General features: G+C 63.3%; 18 protein-coding genes. 3 read left to right on the top strand and 15 right to left on the bottom strand.

Annotated features, from left to right (window positions below; translation table 11 throughout):
- Nucleotides 1-106: 106 nt before the first annotated feature.
- The 4 genes from guaD to AC1RNN_RS17870 all read right to left on the bottom strand — a co-directional run bounded on the left by guaD (nucleotide 107) and on the right by AC1RNN_RS17870 (nucleotide 3,650).
- A complete protein-coding gene (gene guaD / locus AC1RNN_RS17885) occupies nucleotides 107-1,417 on the bottom strand; it encodes a guanine deaminase (protein ID WP_493090865.1) in 1,311 nt (436 codons plus the stop codon).
- Between the two features lie 83 nt (nucleotides 1,418-1,500).
- Nucleotides 1,501-1,905, bottom strand: coding sequence for a 6-carboxytetrahydropterin synthase (locus AC1RNN_RS17880; protein WP_493090866.1), 405 nt, complete (start codon nucleotides 1,903-1,905; stop codon nucleotides 1,501-1,503).
- Nucleotides 1,902-2,537, bottom strand: a complete 636-nt coding sequence (gene queE / locus AC1RNN_RS17875) for a 7-carboxy-7-deazaguanine synthase (protein ID WP_493090868.1) — start codon at nucleotides 2,535-2,537, stop codon at nucleotides 1,902-1,904. The genes AC1RNN_RS17880 and queE overlap by 4 nt, the downstream gene beginning before the upstream one ends.
- A gap of 9 nt (nucleotides 2,538-2,546) precedes the next feature.
- Nucleotides 2,547-3,650, bottom strand: a complete 1,104-nt coding sequence (locus AC1RNN_RS17870) for a BMP family ABC transporter substrate-binding protein (RefSeq protein ID WP_493090870.1) — start codon at nucleotides 3,648-3,650, stop codon at nucleotides 2,547-2,549.
- Nucleotides 3,651-3,789: 139 nt separating this feature from the next.
- Between AC1RNN_RS17870 and AC1RNN_RS17865 the strand changes: the two genes are divergently transcribed.
- Nucleotides 3,790-4,593 carry a tetratricopeptide repeat protein gene (locus AC1RNN_RS17865; RefSeq protein ID WP_493090872.1) on the top strand — a complete coding sequence of 268 codons (804 nt, stop codon included), beginning with the start codon at nucleotides 3,790-3,792 and terminating at the stop codon, nucleotides 4,591-4,593.
- A gap of 39 nt (nucleotides 4,594-4,632) precedes the next feature.
- On the opposite strand, the gene AC1RNN_RS17860 is transcribed toward AC1RNN_RS17865, so the two are convergent.
- From AC1RNN_RS17860 to AC1RNN_RS17830, 7 genes are all read right to left on the bottom strand, one after another.
- Nucleotides 4,633-5,685 (bottom strand): adenosine deaminase, encoded by a 1,053-nt coding sequence (locus AC1RNN_RS17860; protein ID WP_493090873.1) that lies wholly within the window; start codon nucleotides 5,683-5,685, stop codon nucleotides 4,633-4,635.
- Nucleotides 5,685-6,665, bottom strand: a complete 981-nt coding sequence (locus AC1RNN_RS17855; RefSeq protein WP_493090875.1) for an aromatic ring-hydroxylating dioxygenase subunit alpha — start codon at nucleotides 6,663-6,665, stop codon at nucleotides 5,685-5,687. The genes AC1RNN_RS17860 and AC1RNN_RS17855 overlap by 1 nt, the downstream gene beginning before the upstream one ends.
- 71 nt (nucleotides 6,666-6,736) lie before the next feature.
- The gene (locus tag AC1RNN_RS17850; RefSeq protein ID WP_493090877.1) at nucleotides 6,737-7,894 is read right to left on the bottom strand and encodes a BMP family ABC transporter substrate-binding protein; all 1,158 of its coding nucleotides are present in this window, start codon (nucleotides 7,892-7,894) and stop codon (nucleotides 6,737-6,739) included.
- Between the two features lie 51 nt (nucleotides 7,895-7,945).
- Nucleotides 7,946-8,866: an ABC transporter permease gene (locus AC1RNN_RS17845; RefSeq protein WP_493090879.1), complete on the bottom strand. Its 921-nt coding sequence runs from the start codon at nucleotides 8,864-8,866 to the stop codon at nucleotides 7,946-7,948.
- Nucleotides 8,866-9,951 carry an ABC transporter permease gene (locus AC1RNN_RS17840; protein ID WP_493090881.1) on the bottom strand — a complete coding sequence of 362 codons (1,086 nt, stop codon included), beginning with the start codon at nucleotides 9,949-9,951 and terminating at the stop codon, nucleotides 8,866-8,868. Before AC1RNN_RS17840 ends, AC1RNN_RS17845 begins: the two co-directional genes overlap by 1 nt.
- Complete coding sequence (locus AC1RNN_RS17835) at nucleotides 9,944-11,530, bottom strand: ABC transporter ATP-binding protein (RefSeq protein ID WP_493090882.1); 1,587 nt, start codon at nucleotides 11,528-11,530, stop codon at nucleotides 9,944-9,946. Before AC1RNN_RS17835 ends, AC1RNN_RS17840 begins: the two co-directional genes overlap by 8 nt.
- A gap of 23 nt (nucleotides 11,531-11,553) precedes the next feature.
- Nucleotides 11,554-12,486 (bottom strand): LysR family transcriptional regulator, encoded by a 933-nt coding sequence (locus tag AC1RNN_RS17830; RefSeq protein WP_493090883.1) that lies wholly within the window; start codon nucleotides 12,484-12,486, stop codon nucleotides 11,554-11,556.
- 85 nt (nucleotides 12,487-12,571) lie between these two features.
- On the opposite strand from AC1RNN_RS17830, the gene xdhA reads away from it, so the two are divergent.
- Together xdhA and xdhB are read left to right on the top strand one after the other, a co-directional pair.
- Nucleotides 12,572-14,050: a xanthine dehydrogenase small subunit gene (gene xdhA, locus AC1RNN_RS17825; RefSeq protein ID WP_493090884.1), complete on the top strand. Its 1,479-nt coding sequence runs from the start codon at nucleotides 12,572-12,574 to the stop codon at nucleotides 14,048-14,050.
- Entirely contained in the window at nucleotides 14,047-16,395 is a 2,349-nt protein-coding gene (gene xdhB, locus AC1RNN_RS17820; protein WP_493090885.1) for a xanthine dehydrogenase molybdopterin binding subunit, read from the top strand. The genes xdhA and xdhB overlap by 4 nt, the downstream gene beginning before the upstream one ends.
- Here xdhB and AC1RNN_RS17815 read toward each other — a convergent pair.
- The 4 genes from AC1RNN_RS17815 to AC1RNN_RS17800 all read right to left on the bottom strand — a co-directional run bounded on the left by AC1RNN_RS17815 (nucleotide 16,376) and on the right by AC1RNN_RS17800 (nucleotide 19,978).
- A complete protein-coding gene (locus AC1RNN_RS17815) occupies nucleotides 16,376-17,074 on the bottom strand; it encodes an ankyrin repeat domain-containing protein (RefSeq protein WP_294766195.1) in 699 nt (232 codons plus the stop codon). The genes xdhB and AC1RNN_RS17815 overlap by 20 nt on opposite strands.
- A gap of 9 nt (nucleotides 17,075-17,083) precedes the next feature.
- On the bottom strand, nucleotides 17,084-17,581 hold the full coding sequence (locus tag AC1RNN_RS17810) for a GlcG/HbpS family heme-binding protein (protein WP_294766193.1): 498 nt from the start codon (nucleotides 17,579-17,581) through the stop codon (nucleotides 17,084-17,086).
- Between the two features lie 568 nt (nucleotides 17,582-18,149).
- Nucleotides 18,150-19,235: a RelA/SpoT domain-containing protein gene (locus tag AC1RNN_RS17805; RefSeq protein ID WP_493090887.1), complete on the bottom strand. Its 1,086-nt coding sequence runs from the start codon at nucleotides 19,233-19,235 to the stop codon at nucleotides 18,150-18,152.
- Between the two features lie 185 nt (nucleotides 19,236-19,420).
- Nucleotides 19,421-19,978, bottom strand: a complete 558-nt coding sequence (locus AC1RNN_RS17800; RefSeq protein ID WP_493090888.1) for a hypothetical protein — start codon at nucleotides 19,976-19,978, stop codon at nucleotides 19,421-19,423.
- Nucleotides 19,979-20,306: the final 328 nt, after the last annotated feature.

Below are 20,306 nucleotides of genomic sequence, written 5' to 3'. Positions count from 1 at the left end.
GTCCTTGGGGATACCCAGGAGACTATACGGGATAACCCTAGGTCCTCAGCAGAATCACAGAGCAACACCGGTAGCAAAAAAACTGGATCAATGGTGATCTACAGCGCTACACCGCCTGGGAAATGACGGTGCGCTCAATCAGCCGGTCGTCCCCCAGCACGACGAGGCTGAACAGCAGCTCGTCCAAGTTGGAGGCCAGCGCCGTCTTGCGCGCCACCAGGGGTGTGGCCTGGGGGTTCACCACCACAAAGTCCGCCTCGCAGCCGGGCAGCAGGTTGCCCACCACGCCAGCTAGCCCCAAGGCCGCCGCCGCACCCGCCGTGTGCTGCCACCACAAGTGCTGGGGCGAGAGTGACAAGCCGGGCTTGGTCTGGCCCTCGCGGCCCACGTAGTAGGCGGCCAGCATGGTGTGGAAGGGGCTGAAACTGGTGCCGCCGCCCACATCGCTGGCCAGGCCGTAGGCGTAGCCCATGCGGTCGGCGCCCTCATAGTCGAAGAAGCCACTCCCCAGGAACAGGTTGCTGGTGGGGCTGACGGCCGCTGCGGCGCCGGTATCGCGCATCAGCGCCCGGTCATCATCGTCGAAATGGATGCAGTGGGCGTAGATGGCGCGGTCGCGCATCAGGCCAAAGTCGTCGTAGGTGGCGAGGTAGCTGCGGGACTTTGGGAACAGCTCACGCGCCCAGGTGATTTCGTCCTTGTTTTCGGCCACGTGGCTCTGTATCCACACATCACCGTACTGCCGGGCCAGCTCACCGGCGCCGCGCAGCTGCGCGTCGGTGCTGGTGGGGGCAAAGCGTGGGGTGATGGCATAGCCCAGCCGGTCCACGCCGTGCCAGCGCTGGATCAGCGCCTCGGTGTCGCGCAGGCTTTGCTCGGTGCCACTCACGCCGCCCTGCCCCTGGTTCAGCAGGTCCGCGGGCGCATGGCGGTCCATGAGGCACAGACCGGTGATGAGGCGCATCTTGTGGGCCTGGGCCTCGGCAAACAGCGCGTGGACCGATTCCACATGCGAGGTGGCAAAGGTGAGCGCGCTGGTGACACCATTGCGCAACAGTTCTGCTATAAAAAAAGTAGCTGCTTGCGCACTGTACTCGGGGGCTGCAAAGCGTTTTTCTTCTGGAAAGGTGTAGTTTTCCAGCCAGGGCAGCAGGCCAGGCGCAGGCGAGCCGATGACGTTGGTCTGCGGGTAGTGGATGTGCAGGTCGATAAATCCCGGCGCGATGATGCGGCCCGGAAAGTGCTCCACTGCCACATCGGGGTACTGGGAAGCGATGGCACTGTATGCGCCAATGGCCTGCACCACCTGGGTGCCTTGGGCATTGGGGCCCACAACGAGCAGGCCATCGGTTTCAAAACGGGCCTGCCCCGGGGCGTCGGGGGCAAACCATAAAAGGGAGGCGCGGTAGGCTTTCATGCGGGCAAGCATATAGCGCAGCGCAGCAATGTCCATACCAAGGCACGCATAGGCCTTATGGACCGGGCCACACGTTCAGGTCGTCAGGCGCGCAGCGTGCAGCTGTCGCCAATGCCCTCGCGCCAGACTCGCACCTGCCACAGGCCGCTGAACTGCTGCGCCATGGCGCGCCAGATGAAGGCGGCCAGGTTTTCCAGCGTGGGCGGGCCCAGGCCTTCCACTTCGTCGAGCAGGTGGTGGTCCAGCTGCGGGCGCAGCTGGGCGATAGCGTTGCGCAGGTGGCCCAGGTCCACCACCATGCCGGTATCTTCGTCGGCATTGCCGGCCACGGTGACTTCGGCGTGGTAGGTGTGGCCGTGGATGCGGCGGCTGCCGGCCACTTCTTCGGCATCGTCCAGGGTGCGCTTCAGAGTGTGGGCGGCGTCGAAGAAGAACTTCTGGCTCACCTCGCAGCGGCGGGGAATGGGGATGGCGGGAACTTGGGTCATCGGATGCCCGTGATCTTGTGGGTTTGCAGAGACAGGCGCCACTGCGGGCGCTCCAGGCACTGGGCGATGCAGACCCGGGTGTTGTCGGCCCGCAGGATGTTGTCCATAGGTTGCAGGTAGCGGTGCTCAAAGTCAGCGGCTTCGCACTCGGCCAGTGTGATACCGGGCTGCGGCCAGACCAGCTTGAGCTCATGCCCGCTGCGCTGTACCCAGGTGGAGCCCGCCTTGGGGCTCACGCAGATCCAGTCGATGCCCTCGGGCGCGGCAATCGTGCCATTGGTTTCCACCGCAATCTGGAAGCCATGTGCGTGCAGCGCATCTATCAGCGCGGCGTCCACCTGCAACAGGGGTTCGCCGCCGGTCAGCACCACAAAGCGGTTCGCTGCATCGGTTGCAGGCCACTGCGCGGCAATGCGCTCGGCCAGTGCCTCTGCGGTCTTGAACTTGCCGCCCAGCGTGCCGTCGGTGCCCACAAAGTCGGTGTCGCAGAACTGGCAAACGGCGCTGGCACGGTCCTGCTCGCGGCCGGTCCAGAGATTGCAGCCCGCGAAGCGGCAGAACACCGCCGGGCGGCCCGCGTTGGAGCCCTCGCCCTGCAGCGTGTAGAAGATTTCCTTGACCTGGTATGTCATCGCAGGCCCCTAGTGGCTGAGCTTGCCCTGCACGCCGGCCACCAGCCAGTTCATGCCCAGGATGCCCGCGTCGCTCAGGGTCTGGCTCTTGGCGATGACCAGCTTGCCTTCGTTGTCCAGCACATCAGCCTTGGCCTGGAAGGGGTGCAGCTTGCCGGCCGCAATGTCCTTCTGGCGCTGCAGCACTTCGGCCTGCACGGCCTTGGGCACCTTGCTGCCAAAGTCGCCCACGCGGATCATTCCTTCCTTCACACCGCCCCAGACGTTGCCGCTCTTCCAGCTGCCGTCCAGTACGGCCTTGGCACGCGCCGTGTAGTAGGCGCCCCACTGGTGGGTCACCGCCACGATCTGCGCATCGGGCGCCACTTTGCGCATGTCGGAGTGGTAGGCCACGGCCAGCTTGCCGCGCTCCTGGGCGGCCGCCATGACGGCGGTGGAGCCGGTGTGGAAGGCCATCACGTCCACGCCCTGATTGAACAGGGTCATGGCGGCATCGCGCTCGCGCGGCGGGTTGAACCACTCGCCCAGCCACACTACCTTGACCTGCGCCTGCGGGTTCACTGAACGCATGCCCAGCGTGAAGGCGTTGATGCCTTGCAGCACTTCGGGGATGGGAAAACCCGCCACGTAGCCGGCCACGTTGCTCTTGGTCATGCGGCCTGCTGCCAAGCCGGCCAGGTAGCGGCCTTCGTAGTAGCGCACATTGGCCGTGGCCACATTGGGCGCGGTCTTGTAGCCGGTGATGGACTCGAACTTCACGTCCGGAAACTCCTGCGCCACCTTGAGCGTGGGTTCCATGTAGCCAAAGCTGGGGGTGAAGATGAGCTGGTAGCCCTGGCGCGCCAGGTCGCGGATCACACGCTCGGCGTCCGGGCCCTCGGCCACGTTTTCCACATAGGTGGTTTGCACTTTGGCGCCCAGCGCGGCGGCCACGGCCTGGCGGCCTTCCTCGTGCTGGCGCACCCAACCGGCATCGCCCAGGGGCGCAACATAGACAAAGCCGATCTTGAGCGGTTGGTCCTTGGCGGGGTCTGTGGTTTGGGAAATGGCACCCAGCGGCGCCAACAGAAAACAACAAGCGGCCACGAGCGTGGCGGCGAGGTTTTTATACATGGTAGTCCTCTACATGGCTCCGAATACAAACGGCAAGGCCCGCCGGAGCAGCGGGCCTTGGGGCGTATTTTACCCGCAGGGCCTTCGCACGCCAGTCTTGGCATAATTGAGAGCTATTCTCATCTGCTGGTCTGCACTCATGTCTGCCGTTTCGCACGCTCCCTTGCCTCCCCTGCCCGCCTCCCCCGAAGACATGGCCGCTCTGCGCCCGGCCGACTGGGAAGCGGCCATTGCGGCAGAGCCGGCAGCCGCCGCGCAATGGATGCTGCATGGCGCGCGCCTGGGCAATGCCGACGCCCAGATCACCCTGGGCCAATGGCTGCTGGACGGCCATGGCGTCGCCCCCAACGCGGTCGACGGTCTGGCCTGGTTTCTGAAGGCGGCCCGGCAGGGCCACCCCATGGGCATGAACATGACGGGGCGCTGCTTCGAAAATGGCTGGGGCACGCAGGCCGATAACTTTGCCGCAGCCAACTGGTACCGCCAGGCCGCCCACAAGGGCCTGGACGCCGCCATGTACAACCTGGCCAACCTGCTGGCCACCGGCAAGGGCGTGCCGCAGGACCACGACGCCGCGCTGCAGTGGTACCGCCAGGCCGCCAGCCAGGGCCACGTGAAGTCCAAAACCAAGATTGGCCGCTACTACGAAACCGGCCTGGTGGTGCCCAAGGACCTGGACGCCGCCTTCGTCTGCTTTGAGGAAGGCGCTAGGGGCGGTGACTTCCGCGGCCAGTTCAACTACGCCGGCATGCTGGCGCAGCGCGGCCATCTGGACGAAGCGCTGGAGTGGCTGCGCAAGGTGCCGCTCACAGCCACGCGCGCCTACCAGGAAGAAGTGGGCCCGCTGCTGATGGCATCACCCCACGCCGGCTTTCGCGCCGTGGGGCAGCAGATGCTAGAGCAGGCCCGTTTCCTCAAGGAAAACGGCCACCAGCTCCTGTAAACAGTGCGCGAGCAGCTACCAAAACGATAGCGCTACGCCTCAGACAAAGGTTTCGAACACGCCGTTGAGCCGGTCGATGTAGGCGCGCTTGGCGCTGGCATCGATGAAGCTGGCTTCAAAGCTGTTGCGCGCCAGCGTGTAGGCCTGCTGCGCGCCCAGGCCCAGCGCCGCAAAGGTCTGGGTGAAGTTTTCGTTCAGGTACCCACCAAAGTAGGCCGGGTCGTCCGAGTTGACGGTGGCCATGATGCCGGCGTCCAACATGGTGCCGATGTTGTGCTGCGCCAGCGTGGGGAACACACGCAGTTTCAGGTTGGACAGCGGACACACCGTCAGCGGCATCTTGTCTTTGGCCAGGCGCTGCATCAGCGCTGCATCGTGAATGGCCTGCACACCGTGGTCGATACGCTCCACCTTCAGCACATCGAGCGCGCTCCAGATATAGGCCGGCGGCGCCTCCTCACCCGCGTGGGCCACCAGACGGAAGCCCAGCTCACGCGCCCGCGCGTAGACCTTGGCAAACTTTTCGGGTGGATGGCCCACCTCGCTGGACGCTAGGCCAATGCCCACGATCTTGTCGCGCAGCGGCAGCGCCTGCTCCAGGCATTCAAAAGCCTCTTCTTCGATGAGGTGGCGCAGGAAGCACAGGATCAGCGAGGCCGTCATGCCGAACTTGGCCGGCGCATCGGCGCAGGCGCGGTACAGGCCATTGATGACCACATCGGCGCTCAGGCCGTGGCCGGTATGGGTCTGCGTGTCGAAGAAGATTTCGGTGTGCAGCACGTTGTCGGCCTGCGCACGCGCGAGATACGCGCAGGTCATGTCGTAGAAGTCCTGCTCGGTCTTCAGCACCATGGTGCCCTCGTGGTAGATGTCCAGGAACTCCTGCAGGTTGTTGAACACATAGGCGTCACGCAGTGCCTGTTCGCTGGGAAAGCGCAGGGGCACGTTGTTGCGCTTGGCCAGTGCAAACATCAGCTCGGGCTCCAGCGAGCCTTCGATGTGCATGTGCAACTCAGCCTTGGGCATGGCGCGCAGCAGCGCGGGCAAGCGGTCTGCCGCAAAGGGTTTGACGGTGTGGTAGGTAGAGGCCATCAGCAGACTCCAAAAGTGATGTTCTGTTGTTTAAGAAAGCGGCGGTAGGCAGAGGATGCCTTGTCCGCCGCTGTGTGCAATTCGGCGCGCAGGTCCAGTGGCAGGCGTTTGGGGCTTTGCGATTCAAGCACCGGTTTGTCCTGCATGAAGATGGTGTGCTGGAAGTCCTGCAGCTTGCTGTCGGGCGAAGCGAAATCGGCCATGGCCAGGCGGAACCAGACGCGGCTTGTTTCGGGTGTGAGCGGGCAGATGAACAGCGCGATGGACTCGCGAAAGCCCTGCAGCGCCACGCTGGCTGCATCCGGCACCTTGGTCAGCACCGCCGTGTAGGGCGCGACCACCTCGTAGGTGTACTCCACCTGCGCGGGCGCGGTGGAGTGCACATTGCTCTGCGGCTGCCAGGCCTTGCACTGCGTGGCGCGCAGGCCGGTGGGCGTGCTTTCTACCGTGTAGTCGTCAATGGCGGTGGCGGCGCGCATGCCCAGCCAGCCGTCGTGGACAAAGCCAAAGTGGGCCATGTCCAGAAAATTCTCGATGATGCGCGGCGCACTGGCCGCCACGTCGTAAGGGCCGCAGTTGACCTTGCGCAACTGCGCATCGGCCTCGGCGGCAAAGGGCGGTGGCTTGCTGTCAGTGGCTCCGTCCAAGCAGACCCAGACCAGGCCGTATTGCTCGCGCGCGGCATGGGTGCGCGCACGGTGCGTGGCCGGGGGCACAAACTGCGGCAGTGCGGGTACGTGGGCGCACTGGCCCTGGGCATCGAACTGCCAACCGTGGTAGGGGCATTCCAGGTGGCCGTTGCAGACGCGCCCCAACGAAAAGCGCGCCCCGCGGTGCGGGCACTGGTCGGCCCAGGCGTGGGCCTGGCCGCCGGCGTCACGCCACAGCACCAGGGACTCGCCCAGCAGTTCCACTCCCAGCAGGGCCTCGGTCAGGGCTGTACTCAGGGCTACGGGGTGCCAGAGGGCCGATTCACGCATGCAGTCTCTTTTCTTCGTGTTCAGAAAGACAAAGGGCCGCCCGGAGGCGGCCCTTCATCAGGCAGTTGCCATTACTTGGCGCCAGGAACCTTGCCTTCCACGCCCTTGACGTAGAAGTTCACGCCAGACAGGAACTTGTCGTCGGCGGTTTCGCCGTCTTTCAGCACTTCCTTGCCAGCGTTGTCCTTGAGCGGACCCTTCCAGATCGCGAAGGAACCGTCGGTCAGACCCTTCTTGATCTCGTCTATCTTGGCCTTGGTTTCGGCGGGCACGTCTTCAGCGATGGAGACGATGTCGATCGCGCCGTCCTTCACGCCCAGCCAGGAACCTGTGCCACCCTTCCAGGAGCCATCCAGCGCGGCCTTGGTGGCCGAGATGTAGTAGGGACCCCAGTTGATGATGGAGGATGCCAGGTGGGCTTTGGGGCCGTAGGCGGTCATGTCCGAATCCCAGCCGAAGGCGCGCTTGCCCTTGGCTTCTGCGGTCTTCAGCACAGCGGGAGAGTCGGTGTTCTGGAACAGGATGTCGGCGCCGCCGTTGATCAGCGAAGTTGCGGCTTCGGTTTCCTTCGGTGGGTCAAACCAGCCGTTCACCCACACCACCTTGGTCTTGACCTTGGGGTTGCTGCTTTGCGCGCCCAGGGTGAAGCTGTTGATGTTGCGGATCACTTCGGGGATTGGGATGGAAGCCACCACACCCAGCGTGTTGGTCTTGGTCATCTTGCCGGCGATCACGCCAGCCATGTAGGCGCCTTCGTAGGTGCGGCTGTCGTAAGTGCGCATGTTCTCGGCTTGCTTGTAGCCGGTGGCGTGCTCGAACTTCACGTCCTTGAACTCGGGGGCCACCTTGAGCATGGGCTCCATGTAACCGAAGGTGGTGCCGAAGATCAGCTTGTTGCCGCTGCTGGCCATTTCGCGGATCACGCGCTCGGCATCAGCAGATTCGGGCACGTTTTCCACGAAGGAGGTGACGATCTTGTCGCCGAATTCCTTTTCCAGGGCCTTGCGTCCGTTGTCGTGCGCGAAGGTCCAGCCGCCGTCGCCCACGGGGCCGACGTAGGCGAAAGCAATCTTCAGGGGCTCAGCCTTGGGGGCGGGAGCTTCAGCGGCAGGAGCGGGAGCAGGCGCAGGAGCCGGCTCTTCCTTCTTGCCACAGCCCACCAGGGCAGCTGCCGCGACTGCGGTCAGGGCCGCAATCTGGAGCAGTGAACGTTTATTCAGATCTGTCATGTCACTTCCTTTGTAGAACGATAGGTCAAACGAACGAAAAAAATCGGGGGCTCAGGAGCCCGGATAGAAGGGCTTGCCAATGGAAGCTGGCATATTAATCCGAATCCAACGCGGGTTGCGCGAGATCAGGGCCAGCACCACGATGGTGGCGACATAGGGCAGCATGGTCAAGAACTGGCTGGGCACCTCCACGCCCGCGCCCTGCAGATGGAACTGCAACATGGTCACGCCACCGAACAGGTAAGCCCCAAGCAACACCCGTGCCGGGCGCCAGGTGGCGAAGGTGGTCAGGGCCAGCGCGATCCAGCCCTTGCCGGCCACCATGCCCTCCACCCACAGTGGGGTGTAAATGACCGAGATATAGGCACCAGCCAGTCCGCACAGCGCGCCGCCCACAATTACCGCCTGCAGGCGGATGGCACGCACCGGGTAGCCCAGTGCATGGGCAGATTCGGGGCTCTCGCCCACGCTGCGCAGAATGAGGCCGGCGCGCGTGCGGTAGAGGAACCAGATCAGCCCCAGCGCAAAGATCACCGTCAGGTAGACCATGGGGTGGTGGCGAAACAGGGCCGGGCCGAAGAAGGGAATGTCGGCCAGGCCGGGAATGGCGAAGCTGGGGCGGTCGGGCATCTTCTCCTGCACATAGGAGATGCCGGCAAAGGCCGAGAAACCCGCGCCGAAAAGACTCAGCGCCAGGCCGGTGGCGTATTGGTTGGTGTTGAGCCAGATCACCAGCACGCCAAAGATGGCGGCCATGACGGCGCCTGCAAGCATGCCGGCGGCAAAGCCGGCCACGTCGCTGCCCGTGTGCACCACAGCGGCAAAGCCGGCGATGGCGGCGCAGAGCATCATGCCCTCGGCGCCCAGGTTGACGATGCCGGCCTTTTCGTTGATGAGCAGGCCCAGCGAGGCGATGGCCAGCACGGTGCCGGCGTTGAGCGTGGCTGCGATCAGCAGTGCGTAGGCGTCCATTACTTCTTTCCTCCGGCGGCGGAGACCCACTTCAGACGGTAGTTGACCAAGGTGTCACAGGCCAGCAGGCTGAACAGCAGCAGGCCCTGGAACACGCCCGTCAGCGACTTGGGCAGGCCCAGGCGCGACTGCGCGAGCTCGCCACCGATATAAAACATGCTCATCAGCAGGGCCGAGAACACCATGCCCACCGGGTGCAGGCGACCCACATAGGCCACGATGATGGCGGCGAAACCGTAGCCAGCGGGCACATAGGGCGTGAGCTGGCCGATGGGGCCGGCCACTTCCAGCGCACCAGCCAGACCGGCCGTGGCACCCGACACCAGCAGCGCCGTCCACAGCGCCTTGCGCGAGGAAAATCCCGCGTAGCGCGACGCTGCAGGCGCCAAGCCACCCACCTGCTGGGCAAAGCCAGCGCGCGTGCGGAACAGGAAGATCCAGACCCCGGCCACGCCAACGAGCGCAAACAACACACCGATGCTCACCCGCGAGCCCTGGAACAGGCGCGGAATGCGTGCAGCCGCCTCAAAGGTCTTGGTCTGCGGAAAGTTGTAGCCCAGCGGATCTTTCCAGGGGCCATAGACCAGGTAGCCCAGCACCTGCACGGCCACGTAGACCAGCATCAGGCTCACCAGAATTTCGTTGGCGTTGAACTTGTCACGCAAAAAGGCGGTAATGCCGGCCCAGAACATGCCCCCGGCAATGCCCGCCAGCAGCACGGGCGCCACCATCCAGCCGCCCGTGGCCTTGTCAGCCAGCAGGGCCACGCCGCTGGCTGTGACCGCACCAATGATGTATTGGCCCTCGGCGCCAATGTTCCAGACATTGGATCGGAAGCACACGGCCAGCCCCAGTGCGATGAGCAGCAGCGGCGTGGCCTTGACCACCAGCTCGCCCAGCGCATAGCCGCTCTTGATGGGCTCCCAGAAGAACACCCCCAGGCCGCGCACCGGGTCCTTGCCCAGCGCAGCGAACAGGATCACACCAATGATGACGGTGCACAGCAACGCCAGCAGCGGCGAGCCGTAGCTCCAAACCTTGGATGGCTGGGGCCGCGCCTCCAGTTTCAGACCGGTGCTAGCCATGGACCACCTCCGCACCCTCGGCATGCTTGGCGGGCTGGGCGCCTTCCCACAAACCACTCATCCACTCTCCAATCTTTTCCACCGTAGCATCGGCCACGGCCACCGAGGGCGAGAGCTTGCCGCGTGCAATCACGTGCAGGCGGTCGCTCACCTCAAACAATTCATCGAGTTCCTCGCTCACTACCAGCACGGCGCAGCCGGCGTCGCGCAGCGCCAGGATGGCGCCGCGGATCTGCGCCGCAGCACCCACGTCCACGCCCCAGGTGGGCTGGGACACTATGAACAGGCGCGGCGCGGCTTCGATTTCGCGGCCGACGATGAACTTCTGCAGGTTACCGCCCGAGAGCGAGCGCGCTGCCGCCACCGGGCCGTTGGCCTTGACGTTGAAGGCGCCGATGATGCGGGCCGCGTGGGCCTCGAGCTGGCGCACCTTGATCCAGCCCCCCGCAAAGCGCGGCGCAGCCAGCGATTCGGTGCGCGTGAGCAGCAGATTGGCCGCCAGGCTCAGCGTAGGCACCGCACCGCGGCCCAGGCGTTCCTCGGGCACAAAGTGCAGGCCCAGCTTGCGCCGGCCGCCGGGGTGCAGCGCCGACACATCGGCTTGCCCCATGCGCACGCTGCCCTTGGGCGCGCGGCAGTCCTCGCCCGACAGCGCATACAACAGTTCTTTCTGGCCATTGCCCGACACGCCGGCAATACCCACCACCTCGCCCGCATGCACGGTGAGCGAGATGCCGTTCAGGTCCACGCCAAACTGGTCCTCGCGCGCCAGGCTGAGTTGGTTCACGGTCAGCACCGGGGCACCAGCCTTCTGCGGGCGGTGCTCCAGCTGCGGCGGTTCGGCGCCAATCATCAGGCGCGAGAGCGAGGCATTGGATTCTTCGGCCGGGTTGCACACGCCAGTGACCTTGCCGCCACGCAGCACGGTGCAGGCGGTGCAGAGTTCGCGGATTTCGTGCAGCTTGTGGCTGATGTAGAGGATGCTGCAGCCCTGCGAGGCCAGCTTCTTGAGCACCACAAACAGTTTTTCCACCGCCTGCGGTGTCAGCACCGAGGTGGGCTCGTCCAGGATCAGCAGCTGCGGGTTGGTCAGCAGTGCGCGGATGATTTCCACGCGTTGCATCTCGCCCACGGACAGCGTGTGCACCGGGCGGGTGGGATCGATGTCCAGGCCGTATTCGGTGGCCTTGGCGGTGATGCTGGCGGTGACTTGCTCCAGGCTTTGCGCCTTGTCCAAGCCCAGCCACACGTTTTCGGCCACGGTGATGGTGTCGAACAGGTTGAAGTGCTGGAACACCATGCTGATGCCCAGCGCCCGCGCTTCCTTGGGGTTGCGGATGTTGACGGGCTGGCCGTTGAACAGCACCTGGCCGGCGTCGGGCTTGACCGAGCCGTAGATGATCTTCATCAGCGTGGACTTGCCGGCGCCGTTTTCGCCCAGCACCGCATGGGTCTGGCCGGGCAGCACGGTGAGGGAAACATCGCTGTTGGCAATGACGCCGGGGTAGGCCTTGGTGATGCCGGTGAGCTGCAGCCGGGGCACGGCGGCAGAGGGAGAGGCTGGGGGAGCAGAAGCCATGGACTGGGGTCTCTCTGTTTCTCTTATTCTTTTCGGAGTTCGGCCGCGACCGACTTGATGCGCTCGCGCAGCCACTTGTTGGACGCGCTGGTGTGGGTGCGGGCGTGCCAGAGCTGGTAGTACATCATGCGCGGGAACTCCACGGGGCAAGGCAGTATTTTGACCGGTAGTGTGTCCACAAAGCGTTCGCAGTACTGCCGGCCGGTGGTCAGCACCAGCAAGGTTGATGCCACCATGCCCGGAATCAGGCTGAAATGCGGGCAGCGCGCCACGATATGGCGCTGCAGTCCCAGGCTGCCCAGATGCTCGTCGATTACGCCCTTGGCGCCGGGGTGGGTGGCGCTGGGCGCAATGTGCTCGGCCTCCAGCCACGAGGTCTGGTCCCAGCCGCGGCGCACGGCCGGGTGTTTTTTGGACACCAGGCACACCACCTCGTCGCCAAACAGGCGGCCCAGGTGCAGGTCATCGGGGGGCTGCGGCCAGTTGCCGATCACCACATCGATATCGCCCTGGGCCAGCAGGGTGCGGTAGTCGCTGGCGGCGGTGAGGGGGTGAATCTCGATCTCGGCACCGGGCGCCAGGGTCTTGATCTGCGTCACCAGCTGGGGCAGAAAGAGCGGATCCAGGTAGTCGCTGGCGGCCAGGCGGAAAGTGTTGCGTGCGGTGGCGGGCTCGAAACCGCGCGCGTCGGAAAACAGCATCTCGGCGGCACGCAAAATGCTCGCGCTGGGTTCCAGCATGCGCAGCGCCGTCTCGGTGGGCACCATGCCCGAGCCGGAGCGCACCAAAAGTGGGTCGCCGGCGAAGTCGCGCAGGCGTTTGAGCGACGCGCTCACCGCCGGCTGGTGCATGCCCAGACGGATGGCGGCTTTGGACACGCTGCGCTCAGTCAACACGGTATGAAGGACCCTGATCAAATGAAGGTCTATCTTGTCGAAAAGGGATTGGTCTCTCATACACAGCTTGGAATTGGTGCCATATGCTAATGCGTATGGCAGCGCTCCCGCTCCCGAATTACCCTCCCGCACGAGGAACCCATCCATGAGCAGCCACACACTGAGATTTGTACGCCAGGGCGAGATCGTCACCCTGCACGATGTACCCCCCACCCGCACGCTGCTGGAGGTGCTGCGCGAAGACCTGCACTGCACCGGCACCAAGGAGGGCTGCAACGAGGGCGATTGCGGCGCCTGCACCGTGGTGGTGGGCGAGGCGGTGAACGGCCAGCTGCAGACCAAGGCCGTCAACAGCTGCATCAAGATGGCCCACAGCCTGGAGGGCAAGGCCCTCTGGACGGTGGAAGACATTGCGGCCGATGACGGCCAATTGCACCCCGCCCAGGAGGCCATGGTGCAATGCCACGGCAGCCAGTGCGGCTTCTGCACGCCGGGCTTTGTGATGAGCCTGTTTGACCTGTACCAGAAACACGCCCACGCGGGCCAGCCCATCACCCGCGCCGACGCCCAGCACGCCCTGAGCGGCAACCTCTGCCGCTGTACCGGCTACCGCCCCATCCTGGACGCGGCCCAGACCATGCTGGGCCTGCCCGCCGTGCCGGTAGACGAAGCGCAAACGCTATCAAAATTGCAGCTGCTCGCGCAGATTCCACGGGGGCCAGAGGCCGATTTGACTTACAAGCTCCCGCAAACCCTGCCCGCCCTGCTGCAGGCGCGCGCTGCCCAGCCAAACGCGCAAATCGTGGCCGGCTGCACCGACGTGGGCCTGTGGGTCACCAAGATGCACAAGAGCTTCCCGGCCGTGCTGGACGTGACCCAGGTGGCCGAGTTGCGCCGGGTGGAAGCCTATCCACACCACATCGCCATCGGCGCCGCCGTGACGCTGACCGACGCCTTTGCCGCCCTGGTGGCGGACCGGCCGCAGCTGGGCGTGTTTGCCAGCCGCTTTGCCGGCCTGCCGGTGCGCAACGCCGGCACGCTGGGCGGTAACGTGGCCAACGGCTCGCCGATTGGTGATTCCATGCCGCTGCTGATCGCATTGGGCGCCAGCGTGGTGCTGATGGCCTGGCGCAAGGGCAAGGCGGTACACCGCGAGCTGCGCCTCGAAGACCTCTACACCGGTTACCGCCAGAACGTGATGGCCCAAGACGAGGTGCTGGCCTGGATCAAGGTGCCCAAGGCGGTGGCCGCCGAGCGCTCCAGGGTCTACAAGATTTCCAAGCGCTTTGAGGACGACATCTCCGCCGTCTGCCTGGCGCTGAACCTGCACATCGTGGATGGCAAGGTCGCCCAAGCCAGCATTGGCGTGGGCGGCGTCGCTGCCACACCGGTGCGCGCCCGCAAGACCGAGGCCGCCCTGACCGGCCAGGCCTGGACGGCGGACACCGTCATGGCCGCCATGGCCACGCTGCGCGCCGAGTTCAGCCCCATCAGCGACATGCGCGCCAGCAGCGCCTACCGCAGCGAGGTACTGGGCAACCTGCTGCAACGCTACTGGCTGGAGAGCCAGGGCCTGGCTGCCATCAACCTGGAGAGCTTTGCGCTCGAAGGAGAAGCCGCATGAGCACGCACACTTCTGCCCCCTCCTCCCAATTGGCCCGCGGCCCCGCAGCCGGCGTGAGCCAGGCACACGAGAGCGCCGTGGCCCAGGTGGCCGGCGCGGTGCACTACATCGACGACCTGCCCGAGGTGCGCGGCACCCTGTACGCCGCGCCCATTCTGTCCACCGTGGCACACGGCAAGTTGCTGGGCGTAGACAGCACCGCCGCACGCGCCATGCCCGGCGTGGTGGATGTGCTGCTCAGCGCCGACATTCCGGGCGACCCCATGTTGGCCGCCTTTGCGGGCGACGAACCCGTGTTTGCCATGGACACCGTGAACTTCGTCGGCCAGGTGGTGGGCGTGGTGGTGGCCAAGACGGTGATGCAGGCTCGCCAAGCCGCGCGCAAGGTGCAGCTGAATATTGAGCCCCTGCCCGCCATCTTGAGCGTGCAGCAGGCGCTGGAAGCCCAAAGCTTTGTGCTGCCGCCGGTGCATGTGCGCCGTGGCGACGCCGAAGCGGCGCTGGCTGCATCAGAACATTCCCTGCATGGCACGCTGGAAGTCGGCGGCCAGGAACACTTCTACCTGGAAGGGCAGATTGCCTATGTGCTGCCGCTGGAGCAAAACCAGTGGTGGGTCTACAGCAGCACCCAGCACCCGGGCGAGGTGCAACACTGGGTGAGCCACGCGCTGGGCATTGACAACCACGCCGTGCGCGTGGAATGCCGGCGCATGGGCGGCGGCTTTGGTGGCAAGGAAACCCAGGCCGGCCATCTGGCCGTCTGGGCGGCCGTGGCAGCGCACAAGCTGCGCTGCCCCATCAAGCTGCGGCTGGACCGCGACGACGACTTCATGGTCACCGGCAAGCGCCACCCCTTTGCCTACGACTACACCGTGGGCTTTGACGACACCGGCCGCCTCACCGCGCTCAAGCTCAGCATGGCGGTGAACTGCGGCTTCAGCGCCGACCTGTCCGGCCCCGTGGCCGACCGCGCCATCTTCCACAGCGACAACGCTTACTACCTGCAGGACGTGGACATTGCCTCCTACCGCTGCAAGACCAACACACAAAGCCACACGGCCTTTCGCGGCTTCGGCGGGCCGCAGGGTGTGATCCTGATTGAGACCGTGATGGGCGACATCGCCCGCGCACTCAAGCTGGACCCGCTGGACGTGCGCAAGCGCAACCTTTACAGCGATGAAGCCATTCCCGGCACGGCGCCTCATAACCCAGTTCGGCGCGACACCACCCACTACCAGATGAAGGTAGAGGACAACATTCTCCTGCCCCTGCTATCAAAACTGGAGCTGTCCGCGCACTATCGGTGCCGGGTAGATGCCATTTCCGCATGGAACGCCGGCAGCCCGGTGCTTAAGCGCGGCATCGCCCTCACCCCGGTCAAATTCGGCATCAGCTTTACCGCCACGCTGTTCAACCAGGCCGGCGCGCTGGTGCATGTGTACACCGACGGCAGCGTGCAGGTGAACCACGGCGGCACCGAAATGGGCCAGGGCCTGCATACCAAGGTGGCGCAGATTGTGGCGGACGAGCTGGGCATTCCGTTTGAACGCGTGCTGTGCACCGCCAGTGACACCGGCAAGGTGCCCAACGCATCGGCCACCGCTGCCAGCGCGGGCACCGACCTGAATGCGCGCGCCGCCCAGTTTGCCGCCCGCCATGTGCGCGACAACCTAGCCGCGTTTGTCTGCGGGCTGGACGGCTGCGGCGCCGGCGCCATCAAGTTCAAGGGTGGCGAGGTGTTCTCGCCCAAGGCCACGCGCAGCTTTGACGAAGTGGTGGGCATGGCCTACGCCAACCGCATCCAGCTCTGGAGCGACGGCTTCTACCGCACGCCCAAAATCCACTACGACAAGACCACGCTGAGTGGCCGCCCCTTCTACTACTTTGCCTACGGCGCGGCGTGTACCGAAGTCGTCATCGACACGCTGACGGGCGAGAGCAAGGTGCTCAAGGTGGACATCCTGCACGACGTGGGCACCAGCATCAACCCAGCGATTGACGTGGGCCAGATCGAGGGCGGCTTTGTGCAGGGCATGGGCTGGCTCACGACCGAGCAGCTGGTGTGGAACGACAAGGGTTACCTGGCCACCCACGCGCCCAGCACCTACAAGATTCCCACCGCGGGCGACATCCCCGAGCACTTCAAGGTCGACCTCTGGCCCGAACCCAACCGCGAAGACAACGTGTTTGGCAGCAAGGCCGTGGGCGAGCCGCCTTTCATGCTCGCCATCAGTGTGTATGAGGCGCTGCGCGACGCCGTATCCCAGGCGCGCGGCGACGATGAACTGGTGCGGCTGACCGCACCCGCCACCGCCGAAAACGTGCTCAAGGCTTTGAAGAAGTAGCCTGCAGCAGCTGCACCATGGCCTGGTAGCCCCGGGCCTGGGCCAGTTGCAGCGCGGTGTGGCCGCTGCGGTCGGTCAGCTTGGGGTTGGCCCCGGCCGCCAGCAGCTGGCGCACCACATCGGTATGGCGCGCGCCGCCATCGCCCAGCACCACGGCCTCAATCAGCGCCGTCCAGTGCAGGTTGTTCACATGGTCCAGCGGCGCCCCGGCCGCAATGAGCTGGCGCACCACCCCCGTGTGGCCCAGGTGCGCGGCGGCAATCAGCGCCGTGCCCTCGTACGGGCTGGTCGTGTTCTTGGCGCTCGCGCCCAGTTGCAGCAGCAGGGCCAGCGTCTCTTCGTCATTCGCCACCGCCGCAATCGTCACCGGGTCGTACTGCTGGTACTCCATGGCGTTGAGGTCCGCCCCGGCTGCCGCCAGCAGGCGAATCGCTTCGCGCTGGCTGGCATAGGTGGCCACATGCAACGGCGTGCGCTGCTGCGCGTCGCGCACTTCCAGGTTGGGCTTGCCCGCCAGCAGCGTGCGCAACTTGGCCACGTCGCCACGGTGCGCCGCGCCCAGCAGGCCGGTGTACTGCGCCGCCTGCGCGGCGTTGGGCGCAATCTGCGCCTGGGCGGGGGCCAGCCCCAGCAAAGCCCAGGCAAGGCTGATGGCAAGAACGGAAGAGCGCGGGCGCATGGCAGCTCCTTACTTCAGCAGGTCGGCAACTTTGTCCAGGGCCGCCACTGCGCATTGTTCGTCCAGGTGACCGCCGGGCGCACCGCCAATGCCCACGGCACCAATCACTTCATTGCCCACCTTCACCGGCACACCACCACCCACCAGCAACATGCCGGGCAGATAGACCAGCGTGGCGGCTGCGGGGTTCTTCTGCGCGTTCTCCATCATGGCAAGCGTGGTGTTCTTGGCAGAGGCCGAGGTGTAAGCCTTGGCGCGGCTGGCGTCCACGGTGTGGGGACCGGCGTTGTCGGCACGCAGCACAGCGCGCACAGTGCCCGCGCGGTCCACCACGGTGGTAGTCACCGCATAGCCCTTGTCCTGGCAGGCGGCCACGGCAGCGGTGGCAATGCGGCTGGCCAGCTCCAGCGACATATTGCGCTCGGTGCGCACGGCCTCGGCTTGTGCGCCGGAGGCGGCCAACAGGGTGATGGAAGCGATAGCGAGGGCAGACAGGGACTTGTTCATACGGTTCTCCTAAAGGGTTTTGAGGGACGGCAGACAGTTGTTTGCCGTTGGGAGAACTGTAGAAAAAGGGGGCGCTGCGGGGTATTCGTAGGCTTACGTGCGGGGGTCCGTAGAAATACGGAGGTGGAGTGACGAAGCTAAGCCAACCGGGGGATGGGATGCTACCCATGGCTACATGCGCCAAGTCAATTTACGCGGTCTGATTACAGACATTTAGTAAGGCCTCGCCGGCCCGGCTCATGCTGCATTTGATGCCTTGTTCCTTGACCAGATGCTGTAAACACTTGCTGGTTTACTCACTAGACTAGCCAGCGCAATGCCGCGGTGCCAGCGGTTTAACCCGAGGCCACACCGCCATTACCGAGGCATTCACCAACAGTTGCGAGTCCAAGCATCCGTGCCTTGATCAGTCAAAAGTTCGACACGATTGCAGTTCCAACAACGTAGCGGCATTGAGCTTGGTCTAAGCAGCACAGAAGGCCATTTGTTGTCATTCATATAGCTCTGAAAGAGCCTGATCTATCCGATTAATTCGCCCACGCCGGGGACGTCACTCCCAATCTAAAGGCTATGCCGCACGCCGATACCTATGTATGAACTGTGTGATGAGCGACAAAAACTGCTCCGTATCGAGATAGTAGTTCGGATATGCCTCTCGAATTGACCTGAACGACTCTGCACCGACAAGAACGACTTGAGCGCCTGAATAGTCGGCAAGCTCAGGGAAAAGCGGAATCTGGCGTGACCGAAAAGGAAGTAGACGCTCGTACCGCTGATACTCTTTCTGCGCGGCATCCGCTTCCTCCTTTGCAAAGGAGAACACCTGCAATCCAGGCTCATCCGGAAGAAGCACTAGGAGAAAGTAACCGGCGTTCTTCGCCTTGGGTTGCTCCGTTGCGCGAAGCGCAGCGCGGAACGCAGTGAGCTTCTTGTTGACATCTAACCTCGTGTTGAGCCTCTCCAGATCTCTCGCAACTTGGCCGCGTGACATGTGTGGGTTTCTTCCGAATGCTGGCGTCTCGGAGTACTCGAGCGCGAGTGAAGCAGTCTGAAAGTAGGAAAGCCACATACTCTCGCCTTGACTGGACTTAAGCGCTTGTCCGACTACGGCTCCAACAGTTTCGACGGCAGTCGCCCATGCATGCTGGACGTGAGAGCGAAGTTGAACTTCTAAAAGAAGGTTGTTGTACTCAGGTTTGACGGAGCTTTGGAACTTGTAAATCAGATGTATTCCCCGATAGCCAGACGCCTTTGGGGTCGCAATGTAGTCGTCCTCTGATATCAAGACGTGCTTTGATCGACTCTTGTAGAACTTATCGCGCAGGTTGTAAACGTCTTCAATCGAAGGGACTACCGCGCGACATCCACCGATGTCTTGCATCTGCGTGAGTCGCATAGAGTCCCGCGAAAGTTTTGACAGGATAGAACGTGAGCGCTTCAAGCGCTGAACAACCACCGCATTCAAATGGAGTCGGGTAACTTTTCCTTTTAAACTGACCGTGATGGTGTTCAGTGGAAAGGCGTGAGATGCGCGCCAGTTGCCTAATATGTCCCATGCCGCGTCATCAAACTCATCGGCGCTACTCGTAGCGGCGAGCGTTCGGCCAGCTCTATCAACGGTGCTCTTGCTGAAAAGCGGAATGGAGTGAGACATAGGATTTGTGCTACCTAACGCCCAAAGGACGCAGCGCGGGAGCCCGATAGGGTGCAGGGCATCAACAAGTACCAGAAAAATGGTGGCGTTATGGCCCCATTGGGCCTCCGCTTGACCCAGCAGTTAGGCGGGGACCAAGACAGAGGCCCTAACTAGAATTTGGTCAACCACTTCATGCTTTTTACTCAATCCTTGGCCTTCACCGTGACGTCAAGTTTTTCAAGTACTTTATTGAAGAACTGTGCAGATAAATCGGATACTGGATGACCAGGAAGCGGGCTATCCAATGAAGACTTGCCTCTTGCTAAGGAAAATCCGTTTGAATGATCAATGTTTGCAAAAGCTCCCCCTGTAAGGGCTTGGCGAACCTCACCTTGCCAACCCGGCTTGGAATTGCGACCTGCTACACGTACCCTCATAAACCCCATCCGAATATGATTCATTCTCGACGCTTCAGCTAGGTGAAACCTATGCGTAGCCATCAGTACGGCGAATACTGTGACGAAAGAGCCAAATAGTAGGTAGGCAAAAATGTCACCCATCGGTTTATCAGATCGTATGACGGTGTTCTGAAAGACAAAGAAGAAGCCAAGAAGTAGCGTAAACAAGAATGCAATGATCACCATTACCAGCAAATTTCTAGCTCCTCCGTTGTGATGCTTCACTATCACGTCGCATTGCTGAATTGCTTCATCAATTGCGAGTACCTTGTCATCGTTGTCGCTCTCGTTGTTGTTACTCATAGATTATTCAAAGTAGTGGGCTGCCAAATGCAATATGTTTCGTAAGGAATCGCGGAATACAGTGGGAGCTCGGTCTATAGAAGATAGGATTTTTTGTTACTCTGTCTGCGCGGTATGCACTTATAAAACAGCGGAAGCTCCAGTAATTCCCCCTTAGTTTGCCTATTCAGCTAAGCCTTGAATATCCCCCGTTCGGGTGAATCTGCGAACGTCAGCTTCTGCCCCAGACTGCAGATTTCCGTACTAATCAACGGCGGATTCAACCGGTCGCTGCAACAAGTTGGCTGAATCGTTCAGCAGGCGTTTCGTAGTCTAGTGTCATCCGTGG

The sequence above is a fragment of the Rhodoferax sp. GW822-FHT02D07 genome (assembly GCF_058802405.1).
Note: the sequence above shows the minus strand (reverse complement) of the source record. Positions and strands in the feature narration are given on the sequence as shown.

What these genes read in the sequence shown, in the direction of transcription:
- AC1RNN_RS17865 (WP_493090872.1), top strand. Translation starts at nt 3,790, where the DNA reads ATGTCTGCCGTTTCGCACGCTCCCTTGCCTCCCCTGCCCGCCTCCCCC.
- queE (WP_493090868.1), bottom strand. Translation starts at nt 2,537, where the DNA reads ATGACATACCAGGTCAAGGAAATCTTCTACACGCTGCAGGGCGAGGGC.
- guaD (WP_493090865.1), bottom strand. Translation starts at nt 1,417, where the DNA reads ATGAAAGCCTACCGCGCCTCCCTTTTATGGTTTGCCCCCGACGCCCCG.
- AC1RNN_RS17815 (WP_294766195.1), bottom strand. Translation starts at nt 17,074, where the DNA reads ATGCGCCCGCGCTCTTCCGTTCTTGCCATCAGCCTTGCCTGGGCTTTG.
- AC1RNN_RS17835 (WP_493090882.1), bottom strand. Translation starts at nt 11,530, where the DNA reads ATGGCTTCTGCTCCCCCAGCCTCTCCCTCTGCCGCCGTGCCCCGGCTG.
- AC1RNN_RS17810 (WP_294766193.1), bottom strand. Translation starts at nt 17,581, where the DNA reads ATGAACAAGTCCCTGTCTGCCCTCGCTATCGCTTCCATCACCCTGTTG.
- AC1RNN_RS17850 (WP_493090877.1), bottom strand. Translation starts at nt 7,894, where the DNA reads ATGACAGATCTGAATAAACGTTCACTGCTCCAGATTGCGGCCCTGACC.
- xdhA (WP_493090884.1), top strand. Translation starts at nt 12,572, where the DNA reads ATGAGCAGCCACACACTGAGATTTGTACGCCAGGGCGAGATCGTCACC.
- AC1RNN_RS17880 (WP_493090866.1), bottom strand. Translation starts at nt 1,905, where the DNA reads ATGACCCAAGTTCCCGCCATCCCCATTCCCCGCCGCTGCGAGGTGAGC.
- AC1RNN_RS17805 (WP_493090887.1), bottom strand. Translation starts at nt 19,235, where the DNA reads ATGTCTCACTCCATTCCGCTTTTCAGCAAGAGCACCGTTGATAGAGCT.
- AC1RNN_RS17800 (WP_493090888.1), bottom strand. Translation starts at nt 19,978, where the DNA reads ATGAGTAACAACAACGAGAGCGACAACGATGACAAGGTACTCGCAATT.
- AC1RNN_RS17830 (WP_493090883.1), bottom strand. Translation starts at nt 12,486, where the DNA reads ATGAGAGACCAATCCCTTTTCGACAAGATAGACCTTCATTTGATCAGG.
- AC1RNN_RS17855 (WP_493090875.1), bottom strand. Translation starts at nt 6,665, where the DNA reads ATGCGTGAATCGGCCCTCTGGCACCCCGTAGCCCTGAGTACAGCCCTG.
- xdhB (WP_493090885.1), top strand. Translation starts at nt 14,047, where the DNA reads ATGAGCACGCACACTTCTGCCCCCTCCTCCCAATTGGCCCGCGGCCCC.
- AC1RNN_RS17860 (WP_493090873.1), bottom strand. Translation starts at nt 5,685, where the DNA reads ATGGCCTCTACCTACCACACCGTCAAACCCTTTGCGGCAGACCGCTTG.
- AC1RNN_RS17845 (WP_493090879.1), bottom strand. Translation starts at nt 8,866, where the DNA reads ATGGACGCCTACGCACTGCTGATCGCAGCCACGCTCAACGCCGGCACC.
- AC1RNN_RS17840 (WP_493090881.1), bottom strand. Translation starts at nt 9,951, where the DNA reads ATGGCTAGCACCGGTCTGAAACTGGAGGCGCGGCCCCAGCCATCCAAG.
- AC1RNN_RS17870 (WP_493090870.1), bottom strand. Translation starts at nt 3,650, where the DNA reads ATGTATAAAAACCTCGCCGCCACGCTCGTGGCCGCTTGTTGTTTTCTG.